We start from the raw sequence: 20862 nt of genomic DNA, 5'->3' as shown, positions 1-20862 counted from the left end.
ATGCTGTGTGCCACTATGGCGTCATGGATCTCACGCCCTACGTCGACCAGCTCCGCAACGAACTGTCCACCGCCGCCGAAGCGGGCGGTGAGGAATCCCGGGTGCTCGCCGACCGGCTGTCCGCCACCTTGGAGTCGGCCGGCCGCCTCACCCTGCTGGAGGCGCTGTCCGCCGCCATGAGCGAGGTCACCCGCGAGCTCGCCCCCGGCTCGGTGGACGTCCGGCTGCGCGGCCTCAACCCCGAGTTCGTCGTCCTGCCGCCCCCCACCGTCATCGCCGAGGCGCCCTATCTCGTACCGGGGGGCCGCCCGGCCACCGCCCCGCCGCCGCCCGCCCCCGAAGGCGACGAGAGCGCCACCGCCCGCATCAATCTGCGGCTGCCCGCCCATGTGAAATCCCGCGCCGAGGAGGCCGCGGCCCGCGAAGGGCTCTCCGTCAACGCCTGGCTGGTCCGGGCCGTCTCGGCAGCCCTGGAGCAGGGGCCGGCCCCCGCCCCCACCCGGCACAGAAGCGCGGGTGCGCAGAGCATGACCGGCTGGGTCCGCTGACCCGCCACCACTCCCACCGCCCCACCCCTCCGGAAGGAACGGCCATGCCCGTCTTCGACACCCCCGAACCGCTCACCCTCACCCTCGAATTCGTGGTCGGCACCGCCCGCGTCATCGCCGGCGCTGACCGCACCGACACCCTCGTCGAGGTACGCCCCGCCGACCCCCGTCAGGAGGCCGACGTCCGGGCCGCCGAGCAGACCAGGGTGGATCACACCGACGGCGAACTGCTCATCAAGGGCCCCAAGAAGCGCTCTCCCTTCGCCAAGCACGGCTCGCTCGACATCCGCGTCGAGGTGCCCGCCGGCACCACCGTCCGGGGCAACTCACCCATGGCCGACTTCCTGTGCACCGGGCCGCTGGGCCCCTGCCGCCTCAAGACCTCCCTCGGCGACATCCGGGTCGAGGAGGCCACCACCGCGACCCTGCGCACCGACCACGGCGCACTCCATCTGGAACGGGCCACCGGCGACGCCGAGCTGATCGGCGCCGGCCGCATCGACGCCGGTCACCTCGCCGGCGACGCCACGGTCAAGAACAGCAACGGCGAGACCCGCATCGAGGAGATCACCGGCGCACTGCGCGTCAAATCCTCCAACGGCCGGGTCTCGGTCGGCATGGCCCACTCCGACGTCGAAGCCCGCTCCGCCAACGGCTCCATCCACATCGGCCAGGTGAGACGCGGCAAGATCGCCCTCCAGACCGCCGCCGGAGACATCGAGGCCGGCCTCGCCCCCGGCACCGCCGCCTGGCTCGAACTCCTGGCGCAGGTCGGCCATGTGCACAGCGGTGCCGAGCCCACCGAGGGCCCCGGCGATGCCACCGACACCGTCGAGATCCGCGCCAACACCGGCATCGGCGACATCACCATCCGCCGCGCCCCCATCCCCTCCCACCCGGAAGAGGTCCACTGACATGGCCACCGCCACCACGGTCGGCACCGCCATCACCACGACCGCGCTCACCAAGTCCTACGGCGACAAGACCGTCCTGGACGGCATCGATCTCACCATCCCCGAGGGCAGCGTCTTCGCGCTCCTCGGCCCCAATGGGGCAGGCAAGACCACCACCGTGCAGATCCTCAGCACCCTGATCACCGCCGACTCCGGACAGGTACGGATCGCCGGGCACGACCTCACCCGTGAGCCCGACGCCGTACGGCGCGCCATCGGCGTCACCGGACAGTTCGCCGCCGTCGACCAACTCCTCACCCCCGAGGAGAACATGCGGCTGATGGCGGACCTGCACCACCTCGACCGCCCCGAGGGCCGCCGCCGCAGCGCGGCCCTGCTGGACCGCTTCGACCTCACCGAGGCGGCCCGCACCCCGGTGGCCACCCTCTCCGGCGGCATGCGGCGCAAGCTGGACCTCGCCATGACCCTCCTCGGCCAACCCCGGGTCATCTTCCTCGACGAACCCACCACCGGTCTCGATCCGCGCAGCCGCCGCACCATGTGGGAGATCATCCGCCACCTGGTCGACGAGGACGGCGTCACCGTCTTCCTCACCACCCAATATCTGGAGGAGGCCGACCAGCTCGCCGACCGGATAGCCGTCCTGGACGGCGGCCGGATCGTCGCCGAGGGCACCTCCGACGAGCTCAAACGCCGCATCCCCGGCGGCCACATCCGGCTGCGCTTCACCGACACCGGCCAACTCGACACCGCCGCAGCCCTGTTCACCGAGCTCCAGATCACCCGGGACGGCGAAGCCCTGACCCTCGACATCCCCGGTGACGGCTCCATCCCCACCCTGCGTGCCGTCCTCGACCTCCTGGACGCGGCGGCCGTCAGCGCCGAGACGCTGACCGTGCACACCCCCGATCTCGACGATGTGTTCCTCGCCCTCACCCACAAGGAGCCCGCCCGATGAGCGCGCCCGCTGTCGCCGGCCACGCCCTGCGCGACTCCACCACCATGCTGCGCCGCAACCTCAAACACGCCCAGCGCTACCCGGCGATGACCGTCTCCGTCATTGTCATGCCGCTGATGATCCTGCTGCTGTTCAACTACGTGTACGGCGGCGCGCTGGGGGAGGGGATAGGCGGCGGCACCTACATCGACTATGTCGCCCCCGGCATCATCTTGATGGCCGCCACCTCCGGCGCCGTGACCACCGCCGTCAGCGTGTGCGTCGACATGACCGAAGGGATCGTCAACCGCTTCCGCACCATGGCCATATCCCCCTCGGCCTTTCTGACCGGGCACGTCATCGGGGGCGTCCTCCAGACCCTGCTGAGCGTGGCCGTCGTGACCGTGGTCGCCCTGCTCATCGGCTTCCGCCCGAGCGCCAACCCCCTGGAGTGGCTGGCCGCCGCCGGGCTGCTGACGCTGGTGATCCTCGCCCTCACCTGGATCTCGGCCGCCGTCGGCCTGGTCGCCAGGACTCCGGAGACCGCCAGCAACATCCCGATGCCGCTGCAATTCCTGCCGCTGATCGGCAGCGCCATCGTGCCCACCGCCTCCATGCCCGACGGCTTCCGGCTCTTCGCCGAGCACCAGCCGTTCTCCCCGATCATCGAGACCCTGCGGGGGCTGCTGATGGGTACGGAGACAGGCAGCAGCGGCCCGATAGCCCTCGCCTGGTGCGCGGTCCTCACCCTGGCCGGCTGTCTGTGGGCCCGCCACGCCTACCGGCGCGTCACCCGCCGCTGAGCCGTACCGTCCGGCTCTCCTCGGTGAAGCCGTCGAAGGACACCGGCCAGGGGTCGGCCCCCGGCCAGTGGTAGGTGACGGTTCCTTCGCCCGGCCGGTAGTGCGCGGTGTACACGGTGGCGAGACCCTTCCGGCTGAGGTCACCGTGCAGTGGGGGCCGCAGCATCGCCGCCACATCGGGGCCGGCGGCACGGATCGCGGCGAGCCGTTCCTGGGAACGGGTGACCCGCTCCTGTTCCTCCGGGATCGGCGCGGCCTGATGGTTGGCGGCGCAGGAGTCGGGGGCTTCGGTGAGTGGGATGTCCGGGCCGACATGGACGGTGACGGAGCGGTGCGGGTCCACCAGGGTGAGGTTCTGCGGCGTGGAGATCGGGAGGGTCCGCAGTCGGTCCAGGGCTTGGGCCACGGTCGTACAGGTCTCCAGCAGATAGCGGGTCACCAGCACCGCCGAGATGCCCCGGCCGGTGACGAAACGCCCGCCGAAGGTGAGGGAGACGGCCAGACCGGCGTCGTTCAGGCCGTCCAGCAGGCCCCAGCCGCCCTCCTGGGTGCCGATGACGGGGCGCAGGAAGTGTGAGCGGACGATGGTGCCCTCGACCTCGTCGGGGTCGAAGTCGTAGTTGCGCAGCAGCTCGCCGGCGGTGCCGATCTGGGTGCAGCCGGCCCAGAACGGGCGGAGTGCGGCGTGGGTGAGGAGTGTCGCGGCGTGCGGGACATCCGGCAGCTGGGCCGCCAGCCGGTCCAGGACCGGTACGAGTTCGGGCAGTTGATGCTCGAACAACTGCCGGGCGGTGTGGGCGCCCTCAGGGGTGCGGCCCTCGTCCGTCAGCCAGTTCGCCGCTACGGCGGGAGGGTAGTTCTCCCGTATCAGGGCGGCCCAGCGGCCGTCGTTGCCGGAGCCGATGTCCATGGTGGTGAAGGTCTTCTCGACGGTCGTCATGAGCCGCAACCTAGTGAATTCCGCCGGGAATTCTCCATAGGGGAAACCCCCGGATCCGATCGTGGGCGAACCCGCCCGGCCGGCGGGGGGACTTCACACCACAGGGCCGGGCCGGGCGGGTTCTTCCCCCTACCGTGGTGCGGCGGACCGTGGATGTTCCGCCGGGGCACGGGAGGGGGCGTCGGGGGAGGGACCGGCCGGGGCGCTGCGGGCGGCCCGTCGGGCCCGGTCCATGTCGCGCCATTCGGGGCGCAGTCCGGTGAGGGAGGTGGTGATGGCGTACAGCAGGCCGCCGGTCGCGAGGGCGGGGGCCAGTCCGATGGCGCCGATGGCGGCACCGGCGATCAGTCCGCCGAAGGGGATGCCGGACCAGGCGAGGGAGCCGATCAGGCCCTGGACCCGGCCCAGATGGGTGCGGGGGATCCGTTCGATGACGAGGGCGCTGATGATCGGGTTGAGGAAGCCGCCGCCGAGACCGCCGATGGCGAAGACCGTCACCACGGCCCACAGGGGTGCCCCGGCCGCCAGGATGAGGAAGCGCGGGGCACCCGCGATGAGAAAGCCGACGAAGAACACGATCCGCCGGGGCATGCGGTGTGCGATGGCCGCCGCGACCAGGCTGCCTGCCATGGAGGTGATACCGGCGGCGGTGCCGAGCAGCCCCACGATCTCCGGGCCGTGGCCGGCGTCCTTCACCCACACCGGCAGCAGCACCGACATGAAGGCCGCGTCCAGCAGATTGGTGACGGCCACCATCAGGGCGAGCGAGAGCAGCATCGGGTCGCGGCGCAGCACGGCGTAACCCTGTGCGAACCGGGACCAGTAGCCGTGGTCGCCCTCCTGGTGGGGGGTGGCCGGGGCCGGTTGGCCCATGCCGTTCGGCAGGGAGGCGGCGATGATCAGTGAGCCCAGTGCGAAGCAGCCGGCGATCACGAAGAGCGCGCCCATCGAGCCGAGGAAGGCCACCAGCAGCCCGGCCAGGCCGGGGCCGATGGTGGAGGCGAGCCGTTCGGTGGTGCCGGACAGGCCCGTCGCCCGCTCCAGGGGGACCCGGCAGCGGTCGGCGGCTTCCGGCACGAGCACCATTTTCGCCAGGTCACCGGGGCCGCGGCCGGCGCCGATCAGGGCCACCAGGCCGAGCAGCACGGGGAAGGAGAGCGCCCCGGCGGCGTACAGCAGGGGGATGAGCAGCGCGGGCACGGCGGAGGCCAGGTCCGTGGTCCAGGAGACCCGGCGCGGGCCGATCCGGTCGATGACGGGACCGGACAGGCCCTTGAGCACCACATAGGGCGCCATCTCGCACAGTGCGACCAGTCCGGTCTGCACCGCGCTGCCGGTGGTGGTGAGCACGAACCAGGGCAGCGCGATGGTGGAGATCTTGGTGCCGGTCTGGGAGACGGCGATCGCGGCGAGCACCCCGGCGAGCGGGCGCAGCGTACGTCGCTCGGCATGTTCGACGGTGGGTTCGGCGGGCTCGGCGGCCGTCATCGTTTCCCCTCGTTCTGGTCAAGCTCAGGCCCGTCCGAGTCAAAAGATCCCTCAAGGTCGGGCAAAACATGCAGCACCACTTGGACCCGTTCGGCACTCTCCGGCGCCTCGTCCGGGCCCGTGGCGGACGCCGGGCGGTAGCGGGCGACGACCTCGTCCAGCTCGTTGCGCAGCTGCCGGGCTTCCTGCGGGGTGAGCCTCAGCAGCCGGTCGCCGAGCCCGAGCGTCTCGCGCCATTCGCGCGGCATGGTGACCAGCTCGTTGAGGGTGCGGCGGGTGGCCTGCGCGTGGGCGACGGCCACCGACTGGAGGAAGGCGAGGGTGGCGTCCGGCTCCTGGTCGCGCAGGGCCCGATCGCCGAAGGAGGTCATCCGGTGAACCGAGCGCCACCAGCGTTCCCGGGCGTTTCCGCGCTCCGTGTCCTCCTCGACAAAACCGGCGGCGGCGAGCTGCCGCAGATGGTAGCTGGTGGCTCCGGAGGTGAGCCCGAGCCGGCCGGCCAGCAGCGTCGCGGTGGAGGGCCCGTGCCGCCGCAGCATGCCCAGCAGTTCCACCCGCACGGGGTGGGCGAGGGCGCGCAGCCCCTTGGCGTCGAGGACGACGACATCGCGGTCGTGGCCGGGGGTGTGGGGTGGCTGCGGATCGGTCATGCGGCCCACTCTAGAACCGCAAAGAGACCTTTGCAATGACTTCTTTCCAAAGAGTTCTTTGCATTTTTCGCCGCTATCCTCGGCACCGACCACTGCCGCTGAGTGAGGACCCCACAAACCCATGGGCACCAAACGAACCCCGCTGCCGGGCGTGGGCGTTCAGTACGACATCAGCACCCGGGACGGCCGGCACATCTCCGTCGTCGCCCACGACAGCGGCCGGCGCTTCCTGGGGTTCTACGACCCCGAGGACCCCGACTCCTGCCAGTGCACCGTGCCTCTGGACGCCGAGGAAGCCGCCAAGCTGGCCTCCCTCATCGCACCGGACAGCACCAGCCCCTCCTTCGCCCCCGGCGAGATCGGCCTGGACCTGATCACCGAACGCATCGCGATCGGCTCCGACTCGCCCTACCGTGGCCGTCCGCTGGGCGACACCAAAGCACGCACCCGCACCGGCGCCTCCATAGTCGCCGTGCTGCGCAGGACCGGAGCCCACCCATCTCCCGGTCCCGACTACCGACTTGAGGCAGGTGACACGCTGCTGGTCGTGGGCACCCGCGAGGGTGTCTCCGACCTCGCCGACATCATCGCTGGGGGATAAACGCGTATGCACGAAACCACCACCATGCTGATCGAGCTGGGCGCCGTCGTGTTCGGCCTCGGCATCGTCGGACGCCTGGCCGGCCGCCTCGGCCTCTCCCCCATCCCGCTCTACCTCATCGGCGGGCTCGCCTTCGGCTCGGGCGGACTGCTCCCGCTCACCACCACCGAGGGCTTCATCGAGATCGGCGCCGAGATCGGCGTCATCCTGCTCCTGCTGATGCTCGGCCTGGAGTACAGCCCCTCCGAACTCGTCGACAGCCTCAAAACCCAATACCCCTCGGGCATCGTCGACTTCGTCCTCAACGCCACCCCCGGCGCGGTCGCCGGACTGCTGCTCGGCTGGGGCCCGGTCGGCGCCACCGCCCTGGCCGGCGTCACCTACATCTCCTCCTCCGGCGTCATCGCCAAGGTCCTCACCGACCTCGGCCGGCTCGGCAACCGCGAGACCCCCGTCATCCTGGGCATCCTCGTCATCGAGGACCTCACGATGGCCGCCTACCTCCCGCTGCTCACCGCCATGCTGGCCGGCGTCGGGCTGGCCGGCGGCAGCCTCACCCTGCTGATCGCCCTCGGCACCGCCGCCACCGCGCTGTACGTCGCGCTGCGGCACGGCCGGTTCATCTCCAAGGCGGTCTCCTCCGACAACCCCGAGATGCTGCTGCTCGTGGTCCTCGGACTGACCCTGCTGGTGGCCGGCTTCGCCCAGCAGCTGAAGGTCTCCGCCGCGGTCGGCGCGTTCCTCGTCGGCATCGCGCTCTCCGGCGAGGTCGCCCACAACACCCGCCAGCTGTTCACCCCGCTGCGCGACCTGTTCGCGGCCGTCTTCTTCGTCTTCTTCGGCCTGTCCACCGTGCCCGGCGACATCCCGCCGGTCCTGGTGCCGGCGCTGCTGCTCGCCGTCGTCACCACCGTCACCAAGATCGCGACCGGCTGGTACGCGGCCAAGCGGGCCGGCATCGGACCACGCGGCCGGCTGCGGGCAGGTGGTGCGCTGGTGGCCCGGGGTGAGTTCTCCATCGTCATCGCGGGCCTGGCCAGCGGCGTCGAACCCCGCATCGCGCCGATCGCCACCGCCTACGTGCTCATCCTCGTCATCGTGGGCCCGTTCGCCACCCGCTGGGCCCAGCCCGTCGGCATGAAGGTCCTGGAATGGCGCGACAACCGCCGCGCCACGGCGGGAGCCAAACGCGGCACCGGCCCCGCCCTGGAACCCACCGACCCCCAGGGCGCCACCTCCTGACCCGCGCGGGGTCACCCCCCGCCAGGACGTACGAGCTGCCGGCCGTCCGTCCAGCGCAGCGCCACCGGGCAACGGGTGCGGCGCACGGACGGCCCGGAGCCCGCAGCCGGGACAACCTAGCCTTCGGCTGTGGAGTGTCCCGGCTGCAACGATCCCCAGGGAATTTCCGCCGTCCACAGCAGGGAAGGCACCTACTGCTTCCCGTGTCTGCGCTGCGCACAGGTGGCCATCGTGGCACCGGACGGCGGCTTCGCCCTCACCACGGCCGACCCCTGCCGCACCCCGGGCTGCGACGGCTCGACGGGCCTGGCCTACCGCTATCTGCACAGCGGCCTCTTCGACCGCGCCACCCTGGCCCCCTGCGCCCACTGCTACGGCGGCGGCCACCACCAGCAGTGGCGCACCTGAGTCAGAAGCGAACGCGGCCCCGACGATGAGGAGGCCGGTTCCGTGCGGGGAAGGCGCCCTTCCCCACCCGGAGTACCGGCCCGCCTGACAACCACGCTGCCATGGTGCTCTCCCCGTCGTCCAGCGCTCAGCAGGCCCGGCAGGCCCTTGCCCGGCATCTCGCCGATCTCTGCTGGGACGCCGGTCTCTGTGGAGCCGAAGAACAGACCGAGGGCCAATCACCTGGGTCAGGAGCCGGTCAGCATGTCCCAGGTGTACGAGTGGCCATCGGGTGAGCGATAGGACACGACCACCACGCCGCGCCTCGCGCGGCGGCATGTGGCGTGCTTGCTGGAGCACACCGGGCATCGCGAACTGATCGATACCGCACAGCTGTTGGTCTCCGAGTCGGCCACCAACGTGTTTCAGCACACTCGCGTGTCCCGGCTCGCCGTGCGGACCACCGTGCGGACGGACCGGGTGCTGATCCGGGTGCGGGACTCTTCCACCCGGCCGTTTCCCGCGCTGCGGGCGGTCGGTGCCGAGGATGAACACGGGCGGGGGCTGGCCCTGTTGGACATGCCGGCCGTCGCCTGGGGGGTGACCTGGCACGGGGTTTCCGAACCCGAGGGGAAGAGTGTGTGGTTCGAGCTGCGGAGGGGGGAGGGGCGACCGCACCGGCGTTGTTGCCGCTGGGGGGTGTGGTGGGGGTGCTGGTGGTGCTCGCCTTCCTCGCCGGGCTGCACGTGGCGGCGGACCGGGGGATGACACCCCCGCCGATCCGCTCGCCGGGGGCCACCTACACCTGCACCTGCTGGCTTTACCCGACCCGCGTCACCGTGCTGCCGCTGAACGGGGAGAGCGAAGGGCCGGGGCCCGTCACCCGGGGAGGGGGCGGTCGGTGACCACGTGTTGCATGACGAGGGTGGCGGGGGGACACCGCCGGCGGCTACGCGGCCCTGACCCGGTTCCCCGAGGACACCGAGGTGCTCACCGTCGAGTACAAGACCAACCTCCTTGCGCCCGCCGTGGGCGACTATCTGGAGGCGGTCGGTACGGTGCTGAAACTCGGCCGCACCCTCACCGTCTGCCAGCTGGAGGTGTTCGGCGTCCGGGGCGAGCGCCGGAAGCTGGTCGCGAACGGCCAGCAGACCCTGATCCGGGCCGGCCGAGCCTCACAGCCTGCCGTGCGCCGCCTCCTCGTGGGTGACCACATACACGTCGATGTACTCGCCCGAGCCCTCCACGATCGAGGTGCCCACCCCCTTGCCGGCCAGCAGCGACTTCATCCGGCCGCGCCGGCTGGCGCCGATCACGATCTGGGTGGCGTTCGCCCCGCGCGCGAACTCCAGCACCGCCTCCGCCACATCGTCACTCGTCACCAGCTCGAAGGTGCCGCCCAGCTGCTCCACCAGCGTGCGCTGCCTGGCCACCGTCCCACTCGGCGCCTCCCGCAGTCCGTCGTCGCGCCGCACATGGATCGCCAGCAGTTCGCCGCCCGCGCCGCGCGCCGCGATGCGGTTGCCGCGCCGGATCAGCGTGGTGCCCTCCGGCCCGCCGGACAGCGCCACCACCACCCGTTCCCTGGTCGCCCACGGGGTACGGATGCCCTGCTCTCCCCGGTACCGTTCCAGCGCCTCCTCCACCCGGTCCGCCACCCACAACAGCGCCAGTTCGCGCAGCGCCGTCAGATTGCCTTCCCGGAAGTAGTGGGTCAGCGCGTCGGTCACCTTCTGCCGGGGGTAGATGTCGCCGTACTCCATGCGGCGCCGCAGGGCCTGGGCGGAGAGATCGACCAGCTCGATCTGGTCGGCCTTGCGCACCACCCGGTCCGGGACGGTCTCGCGCTGCGTCACCCCCGTGATCCGCTCCACCACCTCGTTGAGCGATTCCAGATGCTGGATATTGACGGTCGAGGCCACGTGGATCCCGGCCCGCAGCAGTTCCTCGATGTCCTGCCAGCGCTTCTCGTTCCGGCTGCCCGGCACATTGGTGTGGGCGAGTTCGTCGACCAGCGCCACCTCGGGGTGACGCTCCAGCAGCGCGTCCACATCCAGCTCGGTGAACCGCACGCCCCGGTGCGTCATCTCCCGGCGCGGTACGGCCTCCAGACCCTCCGCCATCTTCCGGGTGGCCTCCCGGCCGTGGTCCTCCATGAAGCCGATGACCACATCCCCGCCCAGCGACGCCCGCCGCCGGCCGTCCGCCAGCATGTCGTACGTCTTGCCCACCCCGGGGGCCGCCCCCAGATAGACGCGCAGTTGGCCGCGGGAGGACATCGGCCGCTCACCCGGCCGATCCGGCCAGCCGGGTCAGGGCCAGATTCAGCCGCAGCACGTTGACCCGCTCGGCGCCCAGGAAGCCCAGGGCGCGACCCTGTACGTGCGCGTCCACCAGCTCCCGTACCCGCTGCTCGGACAGCCCGTGCGCCCGCGCCACCCGGACCACCTGCTGGCGCGCGTACTGCGGTGAGATGTGCGGGTCGAGGCCGCTGCCCGAGCCGGTCAGCGGGTCCGCGGGCACCTCCCCCGCCGGTACGCCCTCGGTACGCGCCACCGCCGCCCGCCGCAGCCGCACCTCCGCCAGCAGCGGCGCGCTGTTCGGCCCGAGGTTGCTGCCGCCGGTGGCCAGCGGGTCGTACCCGCCGGGGCGCGGGTGGAACCACAGCGGTCCGGTGAAGTCCTGGCCGATCAGGGACGACCCGACGACCCGGCCCCGGTCGTGCACGAGCGACCCGTTCGCCTCGTCGTGGAAGGCGGTCTGGGCGATCGCCCAGATCACCAGGGGGTACGCCAGGCCGCACAGCACCGTCAGCAGCAGCAGGACGCGCAGCCCCGCCGCCGCTTGGCGCAGCACCGGCAGCAGCATAGGCATGTCGCTCAGCCTCCCAGGCCAGGGATGTGCGAGATCAGCAGGTCGATCAGCTTGATGCCGATGAACGGGGTGATCAGGCCGCCCACCCCGTACAGCCCCAGATTGCGGCGCAGCAGCCTGGAGGCGCCCGCCGGGCGGTAGGCGACGCCGCGCAGGGCCAGCGGGATCAGGGCCACGATGATCAGCGCGTTGAAGATGACGGCCGACAGGATCGCCGACTCGGGGGAGTGCAGTCGCATCACGTTGAGGTGGTGCAGCCCGGGGTAGAGGCCGGTGAACATCGCCGGGATGATCGCGAAGTACTTCGCCACGTCGTTGGCGATGGAGAACGTGGTCAGGGCGCCGCGCGTGATGAGGAGCTGCTTGCCGATCTCCACGATCTCGATGAGTTTGGTGGGGTTGGAGTCGAGGTCCACCATGTTGCCGGCTTCCTTGGCGGCGTTGGTGCCCGCGTTCATGGCCACGCCGACATCCGCCTGGGCGAGCGCCGGTGCGTCGTTCGTCCCGTCGCCGGTCATCGCCACCAGCCGCCCGCCCGACTGTTCCTCGCGGATCAGCGCCATCTTGTCCTCGGGGGTGGCTTCCGCGAGAAAGTGGTCGACGCCCGCCTCGTGGGCGATGGCCTGGGCGGTGGCCGGGTTGTCGCCGGTGATCATCACGGTGCGGATGCCCATCCGGCGCAGTTCGGCGAAGCGTTTCCTGATGCCCGCCTTGATGACGTCCTTGAGCCGGATCACGCCCAGCACCCGGGCGGGGGCGTTCGGCCCGGGCCGTTCGGCGACGACCAGCGGGGTGCCGCCGCCGGCGCTGATGGCGTCGACCAGCGGGCCGACCTCGTTGATGGAGGTGCCGCCGTTCTCCTTCACCCACTTGATGACGGCGGTCGCCGCGCCCTTGCGGACCATGCGGCCGTCGTCGAGGTCCACGCCCGACATCCGGGTGGTGGCGGAGAAGGGTACGAAGTTCGCCCCGGTGACCTGGCCCTCTTCGCGGGCGCGCAGCCCGTGCCGCTCCTTGGCCAGCACCACGATGGAGCGGCCTTCGGGGGTCTCGTCGGCCAGCGAGGCCAGTTGGGCGGCGTCGGCGAGGTCGCCCTCGGAGACGCGGGGCACCGGGACGAACTCGGTGGCCTGCCGGTTTCCCAGGGTGATGGTGCCGGTCTTGTCGAGCAGCAGGGTGTTGACGTCCCCGGCGGCCTCCACCGCCCGCCCGGAGACGGCGAGCACGTTGTGCTGGACCAGCCGGTCCATGCCGGCGATGCCGATGGCGGACAGCAGGGCGCCGATGGTGGTCGGGATGAGGCACACCAGCAGCGCGACCAGCACGATCACGGTCTGCTCGCGCCCGGAGTAGGCGGCGGCCGGCTGGAGGGCGGTGACCGCCAGCAGAAAGATGATGGTCAGTCCGGCGAGCAGGATGGACAGCGCGATCTCATTGGGGGTCTTCTGCCGGGACGCGCCCTCCACCAGGGAGATCATCCGGTCCAGAAAGGTCTCGCCCGGCTTGGCGGTGATCTGGACCACGATCCGGTCGGAGAGTACCTGGGTGCCACCGGTGGCGGCCGAGCGGTCGCCGCCCGATTCGCGGATGACCGGCGCCGATTCGCCGGTGATGGCGGATTCGTCGACGCTCGCGATGCCCTCGACCACCTCCCCGTCGCCCGGGACGGTCTGCCCGGCCTCCACCACCACCCGGTCGCCCACCCGCAGCTGCACGCCGGGGACTTCCTCCTCCCGGCCCTCGCCGTCCGGGATGAGCCGCCGGGCCACCGTCTCCCGTTTCGCCTGTCGCAGCGCCGCCGCCTGTGCCCGGCCCCGGCCCTCGGCCACGGCCTCCGCCAGATTGGCGAACAGCACCGTGACCCACAGCCAAGCCGCCACCGCGATGGCGAAGACACCGGGGGAGGCGATGGCCAGCACCGTGGTGAGGATCGACCCGATCCACACCACGAACATCACCGGGGTACGGATCATGTGGCGCGGACGCAGTTTGCGCAGCGCCGCGGGGAAGGAGGTCAGCAGCTGACGCGGGTTGAACGCCCCGGTGGGTGCCTTGCCGCTGGGGCCTTTCATCGCAGGCCCTCCGCCAGCGGGCCGAGCGCCAGCATCGGAAAGAACGTCAGACCGGCCACCACCACGACCACGCTCACCAGCAGCCCGGTGAACAGCGGGGTGTCGGTGGGCAGCGTGCCCTTGCCGGCCGGGGTGTGCTGCTGCCCGGCCAGCGAGCCCGCCAGCGCCAGCACCAGCACCATCGGAACGAACCGCCCCATCAGCATCGCCAGCCCCAGCGTGGTGTTGTAGAAGGTGGTGTCGGCCCCGAGCCCGGCGAACGCGCTGCCGTTGCTGTTGCCGGTCGAGGCGTACGCGTACACCACCTCGCTCAGCCCGTGCGGCGGCCCGGCCAGGATCGTGGCGCGCGGCTGCGGGAAGCCGAGCGCGAAGGCCGCCCCCATCAGGACGGCGAGCGGCATGGCCAGCACATACAGCGCCAGCAGCGTGATCTCCCGCTGCCGCAGCTTCTTCCCCAGATACTCCGGGGTGCGTCCCACCATCAGCCCGGCCAGGAACACCGCCAGCATCGCCAGCACCAGCATCCCGTACAGTCCGGACCCCACCCCGCCCGGCGTGACCTCGCCGAGCAGGATGTTCAGCAGCAGCATCCCGCCGCCCAGGGCGGTGAAGCTCTCGTACGCGGCGTTGTTCGAGCCGCCCGAGGTGCTGGTCGCGGCGTTGGCGTACAGGGCCGAGTCCCACACCCCGAACCGCCACTCCTTGCCCTCCGTCGCCGCGCCCACCGCCTGCGGCACATCGCCGCGATGCGTGGCCTCGGCCGTGGTGACCGCCGCGAGCCCGATCGCCCACAGCACGGTCATCGCGGCCAGCACCGCCCAGCCGTGCCGGGGCGAGCCGGTCATCCGGCCGAAGGTACGGGGCAGGGCGGAGGGGATCAGCAGCAGCAGAAAGATCTGGAAGAAGTTGCTGAACGGATTGGGGTTCTCGTACGGGTGCGCCGAGTTGGCGCCGTAGTAGCCGCCGCCGTTGCTCCCCAGTACCTTGATGGCCTCCTGGGAGGCGACTGGGCCGCCGGTCAGCGACTGGCCGCCGCCGCCGAGCGTGGTGATCTCCCGCACCCCGTGGAAGTTCTGCACCACCCCGCAGGCCACCATGACGATCGCGGCGAGCGCGGCCAGCGGCAGCAGCACCCGCACCGTGCCGCGCACCAGATCCACCCAGAAGTTGCCGAGCCGGTCGGTACGGGACCGGGTGAAGCCCCGGATCAGCGCCACCGCCACCGCCAGCCCGACGGCCGCCGACAGGAAGTTCTGCACCGCCAGGCCGGCCATCTGGGCCAGCTGCCCGAGCGCCGACTCGCCCGCGTACCACTGCCAGTCGGTGTTGGTGACGAAGGCGACGGCGGTGTTGAAGGCGCCGGCGGGGTGTACGGCGTGGTGGCCCTGCGACATCGGCAGGACGCCCTGAAGCCGCAGGAAGGCGTACAGGAAGAGGACCGAGACGGTGGAGAAGGCGAGCAGCGAGAGCGCGTACGCCGTCCACCGCTGGTCGGCGCGCGCGTCGACGCGGGCGATCCGGTACAGCAGCCGCTCCACACCCAGGTGGCGGTCGCTGGTGTAGACGCGCGCCAGGTAGTTGCCGAGCGGGATGTGGGCGAGGGCGAGCAGGGCCACCAGCGCGGCGATGGTGAGCAGGCCGGCGGCGGCGTCGTTCATCAGAACCGCTCCGGGAAGACCAGCACCCACAGCAGATAGAGCAGCAGACCGCCGGACGCGCCGAGGCCGAGGATGTTCTCCCAGCTCACCGGCGGTCCACCCCCTTCACGATCAGCACCAGCAGCGCGAAGAAGCCGACCACCAGCGCGACAAAGGCCACGTCTGCCATCAGCGAAGTCTGCACAGCGTGCCGGTGGTGCGCGGGGCGCGCGCCGGGTCAGCCGGGGGAACCACCCGATCGGGCCAGCGGGCTGTGATCGGCCAGGAAACCGGCCAGGGCGGTGTTGAACGCCGACTCCTGTTCCAGGTTGGGCAGATGCCCGGCGGCCTCGATGACCGTCAGCCGGGAGCCGGGGATGTGGCGGTGCATCAGCTCGGCCTCGGCGACCGGGGTGAACTCGTCGTGCCGGCCGACCACGATCAGGGTGGGCACGGTGATGCGGGGCAGCAGGGCCACGTAGTCGGGGCGTTCGGCGCGCCCGCGCAGGGCCGCCGCCGCGCCGGCCGGGTCGGTGGTGTCCATCATGGCCAGCACATGGCGGTTGACGTCGGGCCGGGTCTGGAGGGTGTCGCGGCACACCATCTTCGGCAGGGTCTCGTCCGCGTACCCGGTCATGCCCTCGCGCAGCAGCCGGTCGGCGGTGGTACGGCGCAGCTGCCGGGCGGGCTCGGTGTCGGCGCGCGGGCTGCCGGCGGCGATCACCAGGGCGGCGACCCGCTCGGGGAACAGCCGGTAGAACTCCAGGGCGATCTGGCCGCCCATGGACAGGCCGCCGACCGTGCAGCGCTCGATGCCGAGCCGGTCCAGGAGGGCGGCCAGATCGCGGGCGAACACGTCCAGGGTGGTGTGGTCACCGGCCGGCGGGGTGTCGCCGTAGCCGCGCAGGTCCGGGACGATCACCCGGTGGCCGGCGGCGGCGAAGTGCTCGGTCTGCGGGCGCCACATGGTGCGGTTGAAGGGATGGCCGTGCACCAGCAGCAGCGGCGCGCCGGTGCCTTGGTCCTCGTATGCCGTGGTGCGCATGAAGTCCTCCCGTTCCGCCTTGACGGATCGAGGCTATCCGGAGCAATATCCGAGTGCAATAACGGCCATTGAACTCAGTGCAATGTGGGGTGCGTATGGAGGACTACCGGCTGATCGCCGACCGGATCGCCGCCGACATCGCCGAAGGACGGCTGCGGCCCGGCGACCGGCTGCCGCCACAGCGGCAGTTCGCCCGCCGGCACACCATCGCCCCCTCCACCGCCGCCCGCGTCTACACCGAACTGGCCCGGCGCGGGCTGACCGTCGGCGAGGTCGGCCGCGGCACCTTCGTACGCGCCACCCCCGCGCCCTCCGCCGGGCCCTGGCTCTCCGAACCCGCCGACCCCGACACCGGCCGCATCGACCTCGGCATGAACCGGCCGGGCGCCTCCCCCGAACACGCCGTCCTGCTCGCCCGCGGGCTCAGCGGCATGCTGCGCGCGGACGTGCTCACCGCCGCCCTGCGGCAGGTCGGCGCGCGCGGCACCCCCGAGGCGCGGGCCGCCGCCACCACCGGGCTGGCCCGGGCCGGCTGGGCCCCCGACCCGGCGCACCTGCTGTTCACCGCCGGCGCCCGGCAGGCCATCGCCGCCACCATCTCCGCACTGGTGCCGCCCGGCGAGCGCCTGGGCGTCGAGCGCTTCACCTACCCGCCCGCCGCCGGAATCGCCGCCCGGCTCGGCGTCACCCTGGTACCCCTGGACATGGACGACGACGGGGTACGCCCCGACGCCCTGCGCGCCGCCCACCAGCGCACCCCGCTGCGCGCCGTCTACCTCCAGCCCACCCTCCACAACCCGCTCACCGTCACCATGCCGCCGCACCGGCGCGCGGAGATCGCCGAGACCGTACGGGAGCTGGACCTGCCGGTCATCGAGGACGCGGTGTTCTCCTTCCTGCGCGAGGAGGTGCCGCCGCTGGCGATGCTGGCGCCCGAGCGCACGGTGCTGGTGGAGAGCCTGTCCAAACGGATCTCGGCCGGGCTCACGGTCGGCTTCGCCTTCACCCCGCCCGCGCTCACCGAACGGATCGCCACCGCCGTACGGTCCGGGGCCTGGACCGCCGCCCCCTACGCGCTGGCCGCCGCCACCCGCTGGCTGGCCGACGGCACGGCCGCCCGCATCGCCGCCGCGAAACGGGCGGAGGCGACACTGCGGCAGCGCATCGCGCGGGAACGGCTGGCCGGTTTCACCGTCCGGGCCGACGAACGCTCCGACCACATGTGGTGGGAACTGCCCGCCCCCTGGCGCGCCGACACCTTCCTGGCCGCCGCCGCGCGCCGGGGCATCGCCCTCGCCCCGGCCGCCGCGTTCACCACCACCCCCGCCCACGCCCCGCACGCCATCCGCATCGCCCTGGCCACCCCACCCCACGACGTTCTGGCACAAGCCCTGACCACGCTGGCCGAGCTGGCCCGCTCCCGCCCGGAGGAGGCGAGGGAACTGGAATGAGGGGCCGCGCGGGCGGCGGCGGGTCGCACGTGGTCAGTTCTCCAGACGAACCGGCATCAGTATCGAAAAGGTGTCCTCGGTGTCGGTCCGGCGGATCGCCAGCGGCGCCGTAGGGTTGCCGAACTCCAGGACCAGCCGGTCCCGGGCTCCGGCGGCGAGGGCATGCAGCAGGAACTCGCGGTTGACGGCGACGTGGTCCCGGTCGTCATCACCGTCGTCGCAGACGGTCACCATGCCGTCCGCCGTCACCTTGAGCACGCTGACCTCACACGAAACACCCTCCGGCCCACCCGCCTCGCCGGTACGGACCGGGCCGGCTTCCACCGCCTCCCGGAAGGCCGCGACATCGATGACGGCGCGGCGCCCCGCAGGCAAACGGACGAGGCGGCGGTAATCGGGGAAGTCGTGATCGAGGCACCGGCCGGCCGCCTGGCGGTCCCCCGTCTCCAGGGCAACGCGGTCACCGTCCACCGTGAGCCGGACACCCGCGTCGTCGCTCAACAGCGCCCGCATCGCGTCGGCGAGCGGGGACGGCACGATGACCTGCGCCCGGGGTCCGCCGTGCCCGGTGGCAGCCGCTCGCGCGACAGCCATCCGGTACCGGTCGGTGGCCACGACATGGATCGCCTCACCCTCGATGTCGAACAGGACCCCGCCGAGCACCGGCAGCTCCGGGTCGGTACTGGCGGCGAAGCGGACCGCGTCCAACGCGGCGGCCAGTTCGGGTGCGGAGACGGTCAGCCGGATGGTGGCGGTGCGGAGCGTCGTCATGGGATTCTCCCTGCGTTCGAGTAGGGCTCGGAGTGTGGAGAACTCGGCACGGGCATCGGACAGCCCCCGTTCCAGCCGGCGCAGATGTGCCTGAAGCAGCTTCCGCACCAGGCCGGTGTCCGCACTGGACCAGCCGGCCAGCACCAGCCGGATGTCCGCCAGCGGCATCCCCGCCCGGCGCAGCCGGGCCAGCAACCGGGACTCCGCAAGCTGCTCGGTGCCGTACCAGCGGTAGCCGCTCACCGGATCCACCCAGGCCGGGACCAGCAGGCCGGCGCCGTCGTAGAACCGCAGGGCGCTCACACTCAGCCCGCTGTCCCGGGCCATCTCACCGATACTGCGCATCTCGCTCTCCACACCCAGAACTCTGGGCCCTCCACCAGGTCGAGGGTCAACAGCCGGCCGGCCGGCTCGTACACCGGACACCGGACACCGGACACCGGCCGGCACCGCGCCGGGCGATTCGCCCGCTGACACGGTCCTCGCGGCACCCCGACACGCTGGCGGTCCGGCTCCCCGCCGGGCGCTCACCCGTCGCCCAGGATGGCGGCGACGAGTGAGTGGGTGCCGAGTGAGTGGGTGCCGGGCGAGTGGGTCGAAGCGAAAGGCAGGACAGCCGGATGAGACTGGCAGTGATCGGGCGGGGGAGTGTGGGGGGAGGGCTCGCCGACCGGTGGGAGCGGGCCGGGCACGAGGTGGCCCGGCTGGGGCGGGACGGCGGGGACGTGTCCGGCGCCGAGGCCATCGTCATCGCCGTGCCCGGAGACTCGGTGCCGGCCGCCCTCGACACCGTGACCGGCTTCGAGGGCAAGACCGCCATCGACGCCACCAACCTCTTCGACGTCGATCCGCCGTCCGGGTTCGACTCGAACGCCGCTTACATCAAGTCCCGCACCGGCGGCCCCACCGCCAAGTCGTTCAATCTCAACTTCGCCGCCCTCTACGACCGGCTCGACGCCGAATCCGCCCGCCCCGGCAACATCTGGTGCGGCGACGACGAGGCCCGCGCCACCGTCGAGCGGCTCATCCGCGACGCCGGCTACGAGCCGATCCGGATCGGCGGCCTGGACCGGGCGCCGGTCCAGGAGAACGCCCTCCCGCTGATCTTCGCGGTCGCGGAAGGCGGCCTCGGCCCTTACTACTACCGGATGGGCCGCCCCGGCACGCTGTGAACACCGCGGCGCCGCCGGGCCGCAACCCGTACGTCGATCTGCTGCGCATCACGGCCGTCGGCTTCGTCGTCGTCGGCCACTGGCTGCTCACCTCCATCAGCTACCACGGCGGCCACCTGCACGGCGAGGACGTCGTGGACACCCTCCCGTGGACCCAGTGGCTCACCCTCTTCTTCCAGGTGATGCCGCTCATCTTCCTCGCCGGCGGCTACGCCAACGCCGTCTCCTGGTCCGGACACCACGCCCGCGGCGAGGCGTGGGGCGGCTGGCTCGCGGACCGGGCGCGGCGGCTGCTGATCCCCACCACCGTGTACGTGGCGGTCATCGTGCTCGCCGTGGTCGTCTGCGTGGCCGCCGGGGTGGCGGCCTCGGTACGGGACGAGGTGTTCTGGGCGCTCGCCCTGCATCTGTGGTTCCTGCCGATGTATCTGCTGCTGCTCGCGCTCACCCCGCCGCTCATGGCGTTGTGGCGCCGCTGGGGGCTGTGGCTGCCGCTGGCGTTCGCGGTGCTCACCGGGGTGGTGGACATCTTCGTTCTCGGTCCCCACGTCCCGATCGTCGGATGGTCCAACTACCTGTGGGTGTGGGGCGGCCTGTACCTCCTCGGCTTCGCCTGGTGGGACGGCGCCCTCACCCGCCCCCTGCTGCTGTGGGGCGCTGCCGCCGGGGCCGTGCTGTGGGTGGTGCTGGTCATCCCCGGCCCGTTCCCGGTCAGCACCATCGGCGTACCCGGCGCCCGCATCCAGAACGCCTCACCGCCGTCCGCCGCCCTGTTCGCCTACGCCGTCGTCCTCATCGGACTGCTGCTCGCCGCCGAGCCCGCCGTCCGCCGCCGGATGCGCCACCCGCGCCGGGTCACCGCGGCCAACGCCGCCGCCATGCCGCTCTACCTGTGGCACATGGCCCCCGCCATGGCCGTCGCGGCCATCATCTACCCGGCCGGCCTCTTCCCCTACGAACCGGTCGGCTCCGGCGGCTGGTGGCTGCTGCGTCCCGCCTGGGTACTGATCTGCGCCGCCCTGCTCATCCCCCTGGTGCTGGCCATGGCCCGGCTGCCGCACCTGCCCGCCTACCCCGCCCGGCGGGTGTGGACCACCGGGCCGTGGCTGCTGCTCGCGGTGGGCCTGGCCGCCGCCTCCTTCGGCCTGGCCCGGATCGCCATCCACGGCTTCGCCCCGCACGGCCGGCTGCCCGCGCTGCCGCTGCTGTGCTTCGCGGTCGGGGTCGCCCTGCTGCTGGCGGCCTCCGCCGCGCCACGGAAGGGTGGCCCTGCCGGGCATTCGGGTGTCCGCCCGGTGCCCGACGCCGGGCCGCCGCGTTGACTGACGTC

At 72.0% G+C, this 20862-nt stretch carries 20 protein-coding genes and 3 pseudogenes; 13 read left to right on the top strand and 10 right to left on the bottom strand.

Translation table 11 applies throughout. The features are described 5' to 3' along the window. Nucleotides 1-23: 23 nt before the first annotated feature. From AC5WRL_RS07140 to AC5WRL_RS07125, 4 genes are read left to right on the top strand one after another with little or no spacing between them, the layout of a single operon-like run. The gene (locus tag AC5WRL_RS07140) at nt 24-548 is read left to right on the top strand and encodes a toxin-antitoxin system HicB family antitoxin (protein WP_496087448.1); all 525 of its coding nucleotides are present in this window, start codon (nt 24-26) and stop codon (nt 546-548) included. Nucleotides 549-592: 44 nt separating this feature from the next. After that, nucleotides 593-1462, top strand: coding sequence for a DUF4097 family beta strand repeat-containing protein (locus AC5WRL_RS07135; protein ID WP_496087447.1), 870 nt, complete (start codon nt 593-595; stop codon nt 1460-1462). Nucleotide 1463: 1 nt separating this feature from the next. Next, nucleotides 1464-2420 (top strand): ATP-binding cassette domain-containing protein, encoded by a 957-nt coding sequence (locus tag AC5WRL_RS07130; RefSeq protein ID WP_496087446.1) that lies wholly within the window; start codon nt 1464-1466, stop codon nt 2418-2420. Then, nucleotides 2417-3202 carry an ABC transporter permease gene (locus AC5WRL_RS07125; RefSeq protein WP_496087445.1) on the top strand — a complete coding sequence of 262 codons (786 nt, stop codon included), beginning with the start codon at nt 2417-2419 and terminating at the stop codon, nt 3200-3202. Before AC5WRL_RS07130 ends, AC5WRL_RS07125 begins: the two co-directional genes overlap by 4 nt. Here the strand turns inward: AC5WRL_RS07125 and AC5WRL_RS07120 are convergent. The 3 genes from AC5WRL_RS07120 to AC5WRL_RS07110 all read right to left on the bottom strand — a co-directional run bounded on the left by AC5WRL_RS07120 (nt 3189) and on the right by AC5WRL_RS07110 (nt 6280). Then, nucleotides 3189-4142 carry a C45 family autoproteolytic acyltransferase/hydrolase gene (locus AC5WRL_RS07120; protein ID WP_496087444.1) on the bottom strand — a complete coding sequence of 318 codons (954 nt, stop codon included), beginning with the start codon at nt 4140-4142 and terminating at the stop codon, nt 3189-3191. The genes AC5WRL_RS07125 and AC5WRL_RS07120 overlap by 14 nt on opposite strands. A gap of 129 nt (nt 4143-4271) precedes the next feature. Beyond that, nucleotides 4272-5630 (bottom strand): MFS transporter, encoded by a 1359-nt coding sequence (locus tag AC5WRL_RS07115; RefSeq protein ID WP_496087443.1) that lies wholly within the window; start codon nt 5628-5630, stop codon nt 4272-4274. Next, nucleotides 5627-6280: a helix-turn-helix domain-containing protein gene (locus AC5WRL_RS07110; protein WP_496087442.1), complete on the bottom strand. Its 654-nt coding sequence runs from the start codon at nt 6278-6280 to the stop codon at nt 5627-5629. Before AC5WRL_RS07110 ends, AC5WRL_RS07115 begins: the two co-directional genes overlap by 4 nt. Before the next feature lie 121 nt (nt 6281-6401). Between AC5WRL_RS07110 and AC5WRL_RS07105 the strand changes: the two genes are divergently transcribed. The 6 genes and pseudogenes from AC5WRL_RS07105 to AC5WRL_RS07080 all read left to right on the top strand — a co-directional run. Beyond that, the gene (locus tag AC5WRL_RS07105) at nt 6402-6881 is read left to right on the top strand and encodes a cation:proton antiporter regulatory subunit (protein WP_496087441.1); all 480 of its coding nucleotides are present in this window, start codon (nt 6402-6404) and stop codon (nt 6879-6881) included. Between the two features lie 6 nt (nt 6882-6887). Next, on the top strand, nt 6888-8123 hold the full coding sequence (locus tag AC5WRL_RS07100; protein ID WP_496087440.1) for a cation:proton antiporter: 1236 nt from the start codon (nt 6888-6890) through the stop codon (nt 8121-8123). A gap of 231 nt (nt 8124-8354) precedes the next feature. Then, on the top strand, nt 8355-8531 hold the full coding sequence (locus tag AC5WRL_RS07095) for a hypothetical protein (protein WP_496087439.1): 177 nt from the start codon (nt 8355-8357) through the stop codon (nt 8529-8531). A gap of 318 nt (nt 8532-8849) precedes the next feature. Beyond that, nucleotides 8850-9095, top strand: a pseudogene (locus AC5WRL_RS07090) (ATP-binding protein); the annotation flags it as partial. Between the two features lie 56 nt (nt 9096-9151). Continuing rightward, entirely contained in the window at nt 9152-9415 is a 264-nt protein-coding gene (locus AC5WRL_RS07085; RefSeq protein ID WP_496087548.1) for a hypothetical protein, read from the top strand. Nucleotides 9416-9445: 30 nt separating this feature from the next. Then, a pseudogene (locus AC5WRL_RS07080) lies at nt 9446-9682 on the top strand (PaaI family thioesterase); the annotation flags it as partial. Between the two features lie 9 nt (nt 9683-9691). On the opposite strand, the pseudogene AC5WRL_RS07075 reads toward AC5WRL_RS07080, so the two are convergent. From AC5WRL_RS07075 to AC5WRL_RS07050, 6 genes and pseudogenes are all read right to left on the bottom strand, one after another. Further along, nucleotides 9692-10789 (bottom strand): annotated as a pseudogene (locus AC5WRL_RS07075) (universal stress protein); the annotation flags it as partial. Between the two features lie 7 nt (nt 10790-10796). Then, complete coding sequence (gene kdpC, locus AC5WRL_RS07070) at nt 10797-11378, bottom strand: potassium-transporting ATPase subunit KdpC (protein ID WP_496087540.1); 582 nt, start codon at nt 11376-11378, stop codon at nt 10797-10799. An 11-nt stretch (nt 11379-11389) separates the two neighbouring features. Then, entirely contained in the window at nt 11390-13456 is a 2067-nt protein-coding gene (kdpB, locus tag AC5WRL_RS07065; protein ID WP_496087438.1) for a potassium-transporting ATPase subunit KdpB, read from the bottom strand. Further along, the gene (gene kdpA, locus AC5WRL_RS07060; RefSeq protein WP_496087437.1) at nt 13453-15114 is read right to left on the bottom strand and encodes a potassium-transporting ATPase subunit KdpA; all 1662 of its coding nucleotides are present in this window, start codon (nt 15112-15114) and stop codon (nt 13453-13455) included. Before kdpA ends, kdpB begins: the two co-directional genes overlap by 4 nt. Then, nucleotides 15114-15203 (bottom strand): potassium-transporting ATPase subunit F, encoded by a 90-nt coding sequence (locus AC5WRL_RS07055; protein ID WP_496087436.1) that lies wholly within the window; start codon nt 15201-15203, stop codon nt 15114-15116. Before AC5WRL_RS07055 ends, kdpA begins: the two co-directional genes overlap by 1 nt. 128 nt (nt 15204-15331) lie before the next feature. Beyond that, the gene (locus AC5WRL_RS07050; protein ID WP_496087435.1) at nt 15332-16138 is read right to left on the bottom strand and encodes an alpha/beta fold hydrolase; all 807 of its coding nucleotides are present in this window, start codon (nt 16136-16138) and stop codon (nt 15332-15334) included. A gap of 95 nt (nt 16139-16233) precedes the next feature. Here AC5WRL_RS07050 and AC5WRL_RS07045 point away from each other — a divergent pair, with 95 nt between their 5' ends. After that, nucleotides 16234-17589, top strand: coding sequence for an aminotransferase-like domain-containing protein (locus AC5WRL_RS07045; protein WP_496087434.1), 1356 nt, complete (start codon nt 16234-16236; stop codon nt 17587-17589). A 33-nt stretch (nt 17590-17622) separates the two neighbouring features. Here the strand turns inward: AC5WRL_RS07045 and AC5WRL_RS07040 are convergent, their stop codons facing one another. After that, nucleotides 17623-18705: a DNA polymerase III subunit beta family protein gene (locus AC5WRL_RS07040; protein ID WP_496087433.1), complete on the bottom strand. Its 1083-nt coding sequence runs from the start codon at nt 18703-18705 to the stop codon at nt 17623-17625. A 275-nt stretch (nt 18706-18980) separates the two neighbouring features. Here AC5WRL_RS07040 and AC5WRL_RS07035 point away from each other — a divergent pair, with 275 nt between their 5' ends. After that, the gene (locus AC5WRL_RS07035) at nt 18981-19532 is read left to right on the top strand and encodes an NADPH-dependent F420 reductase (RefSeq protein WP_496087432.1); all 552 of its coding nucleotides are present in this window, start codon (nt 18981-18983) and stop codon (nt 19530-19532) included. After that, nucleotides 19529-20854 (top strand): acyltransferase family protein, encoded by a 1326-nt coding sequence (locus AC5WRL_RS07030; RefSeq protein ID WP_496087431.1) that lies wholly within the window; start codon nt 19529-19531, stop codon nt 20852-20854. Before AC5WRL_RS07035 ends, AC5WRL_RS07030 begins: the two co-directional genes overlap by 4 nt. The last annotated feature ends 8 nt before the right edge of the window (nt 20855-20862 follow it).

The organism is Streptomyces sp. NTD107, assembly GCF_059510435.1.
The sequence above is the reverse complement of the archived record's forward strand: the minus strand, read 5'-3'. Positions and strand labels throughout refer to the sequence as shown.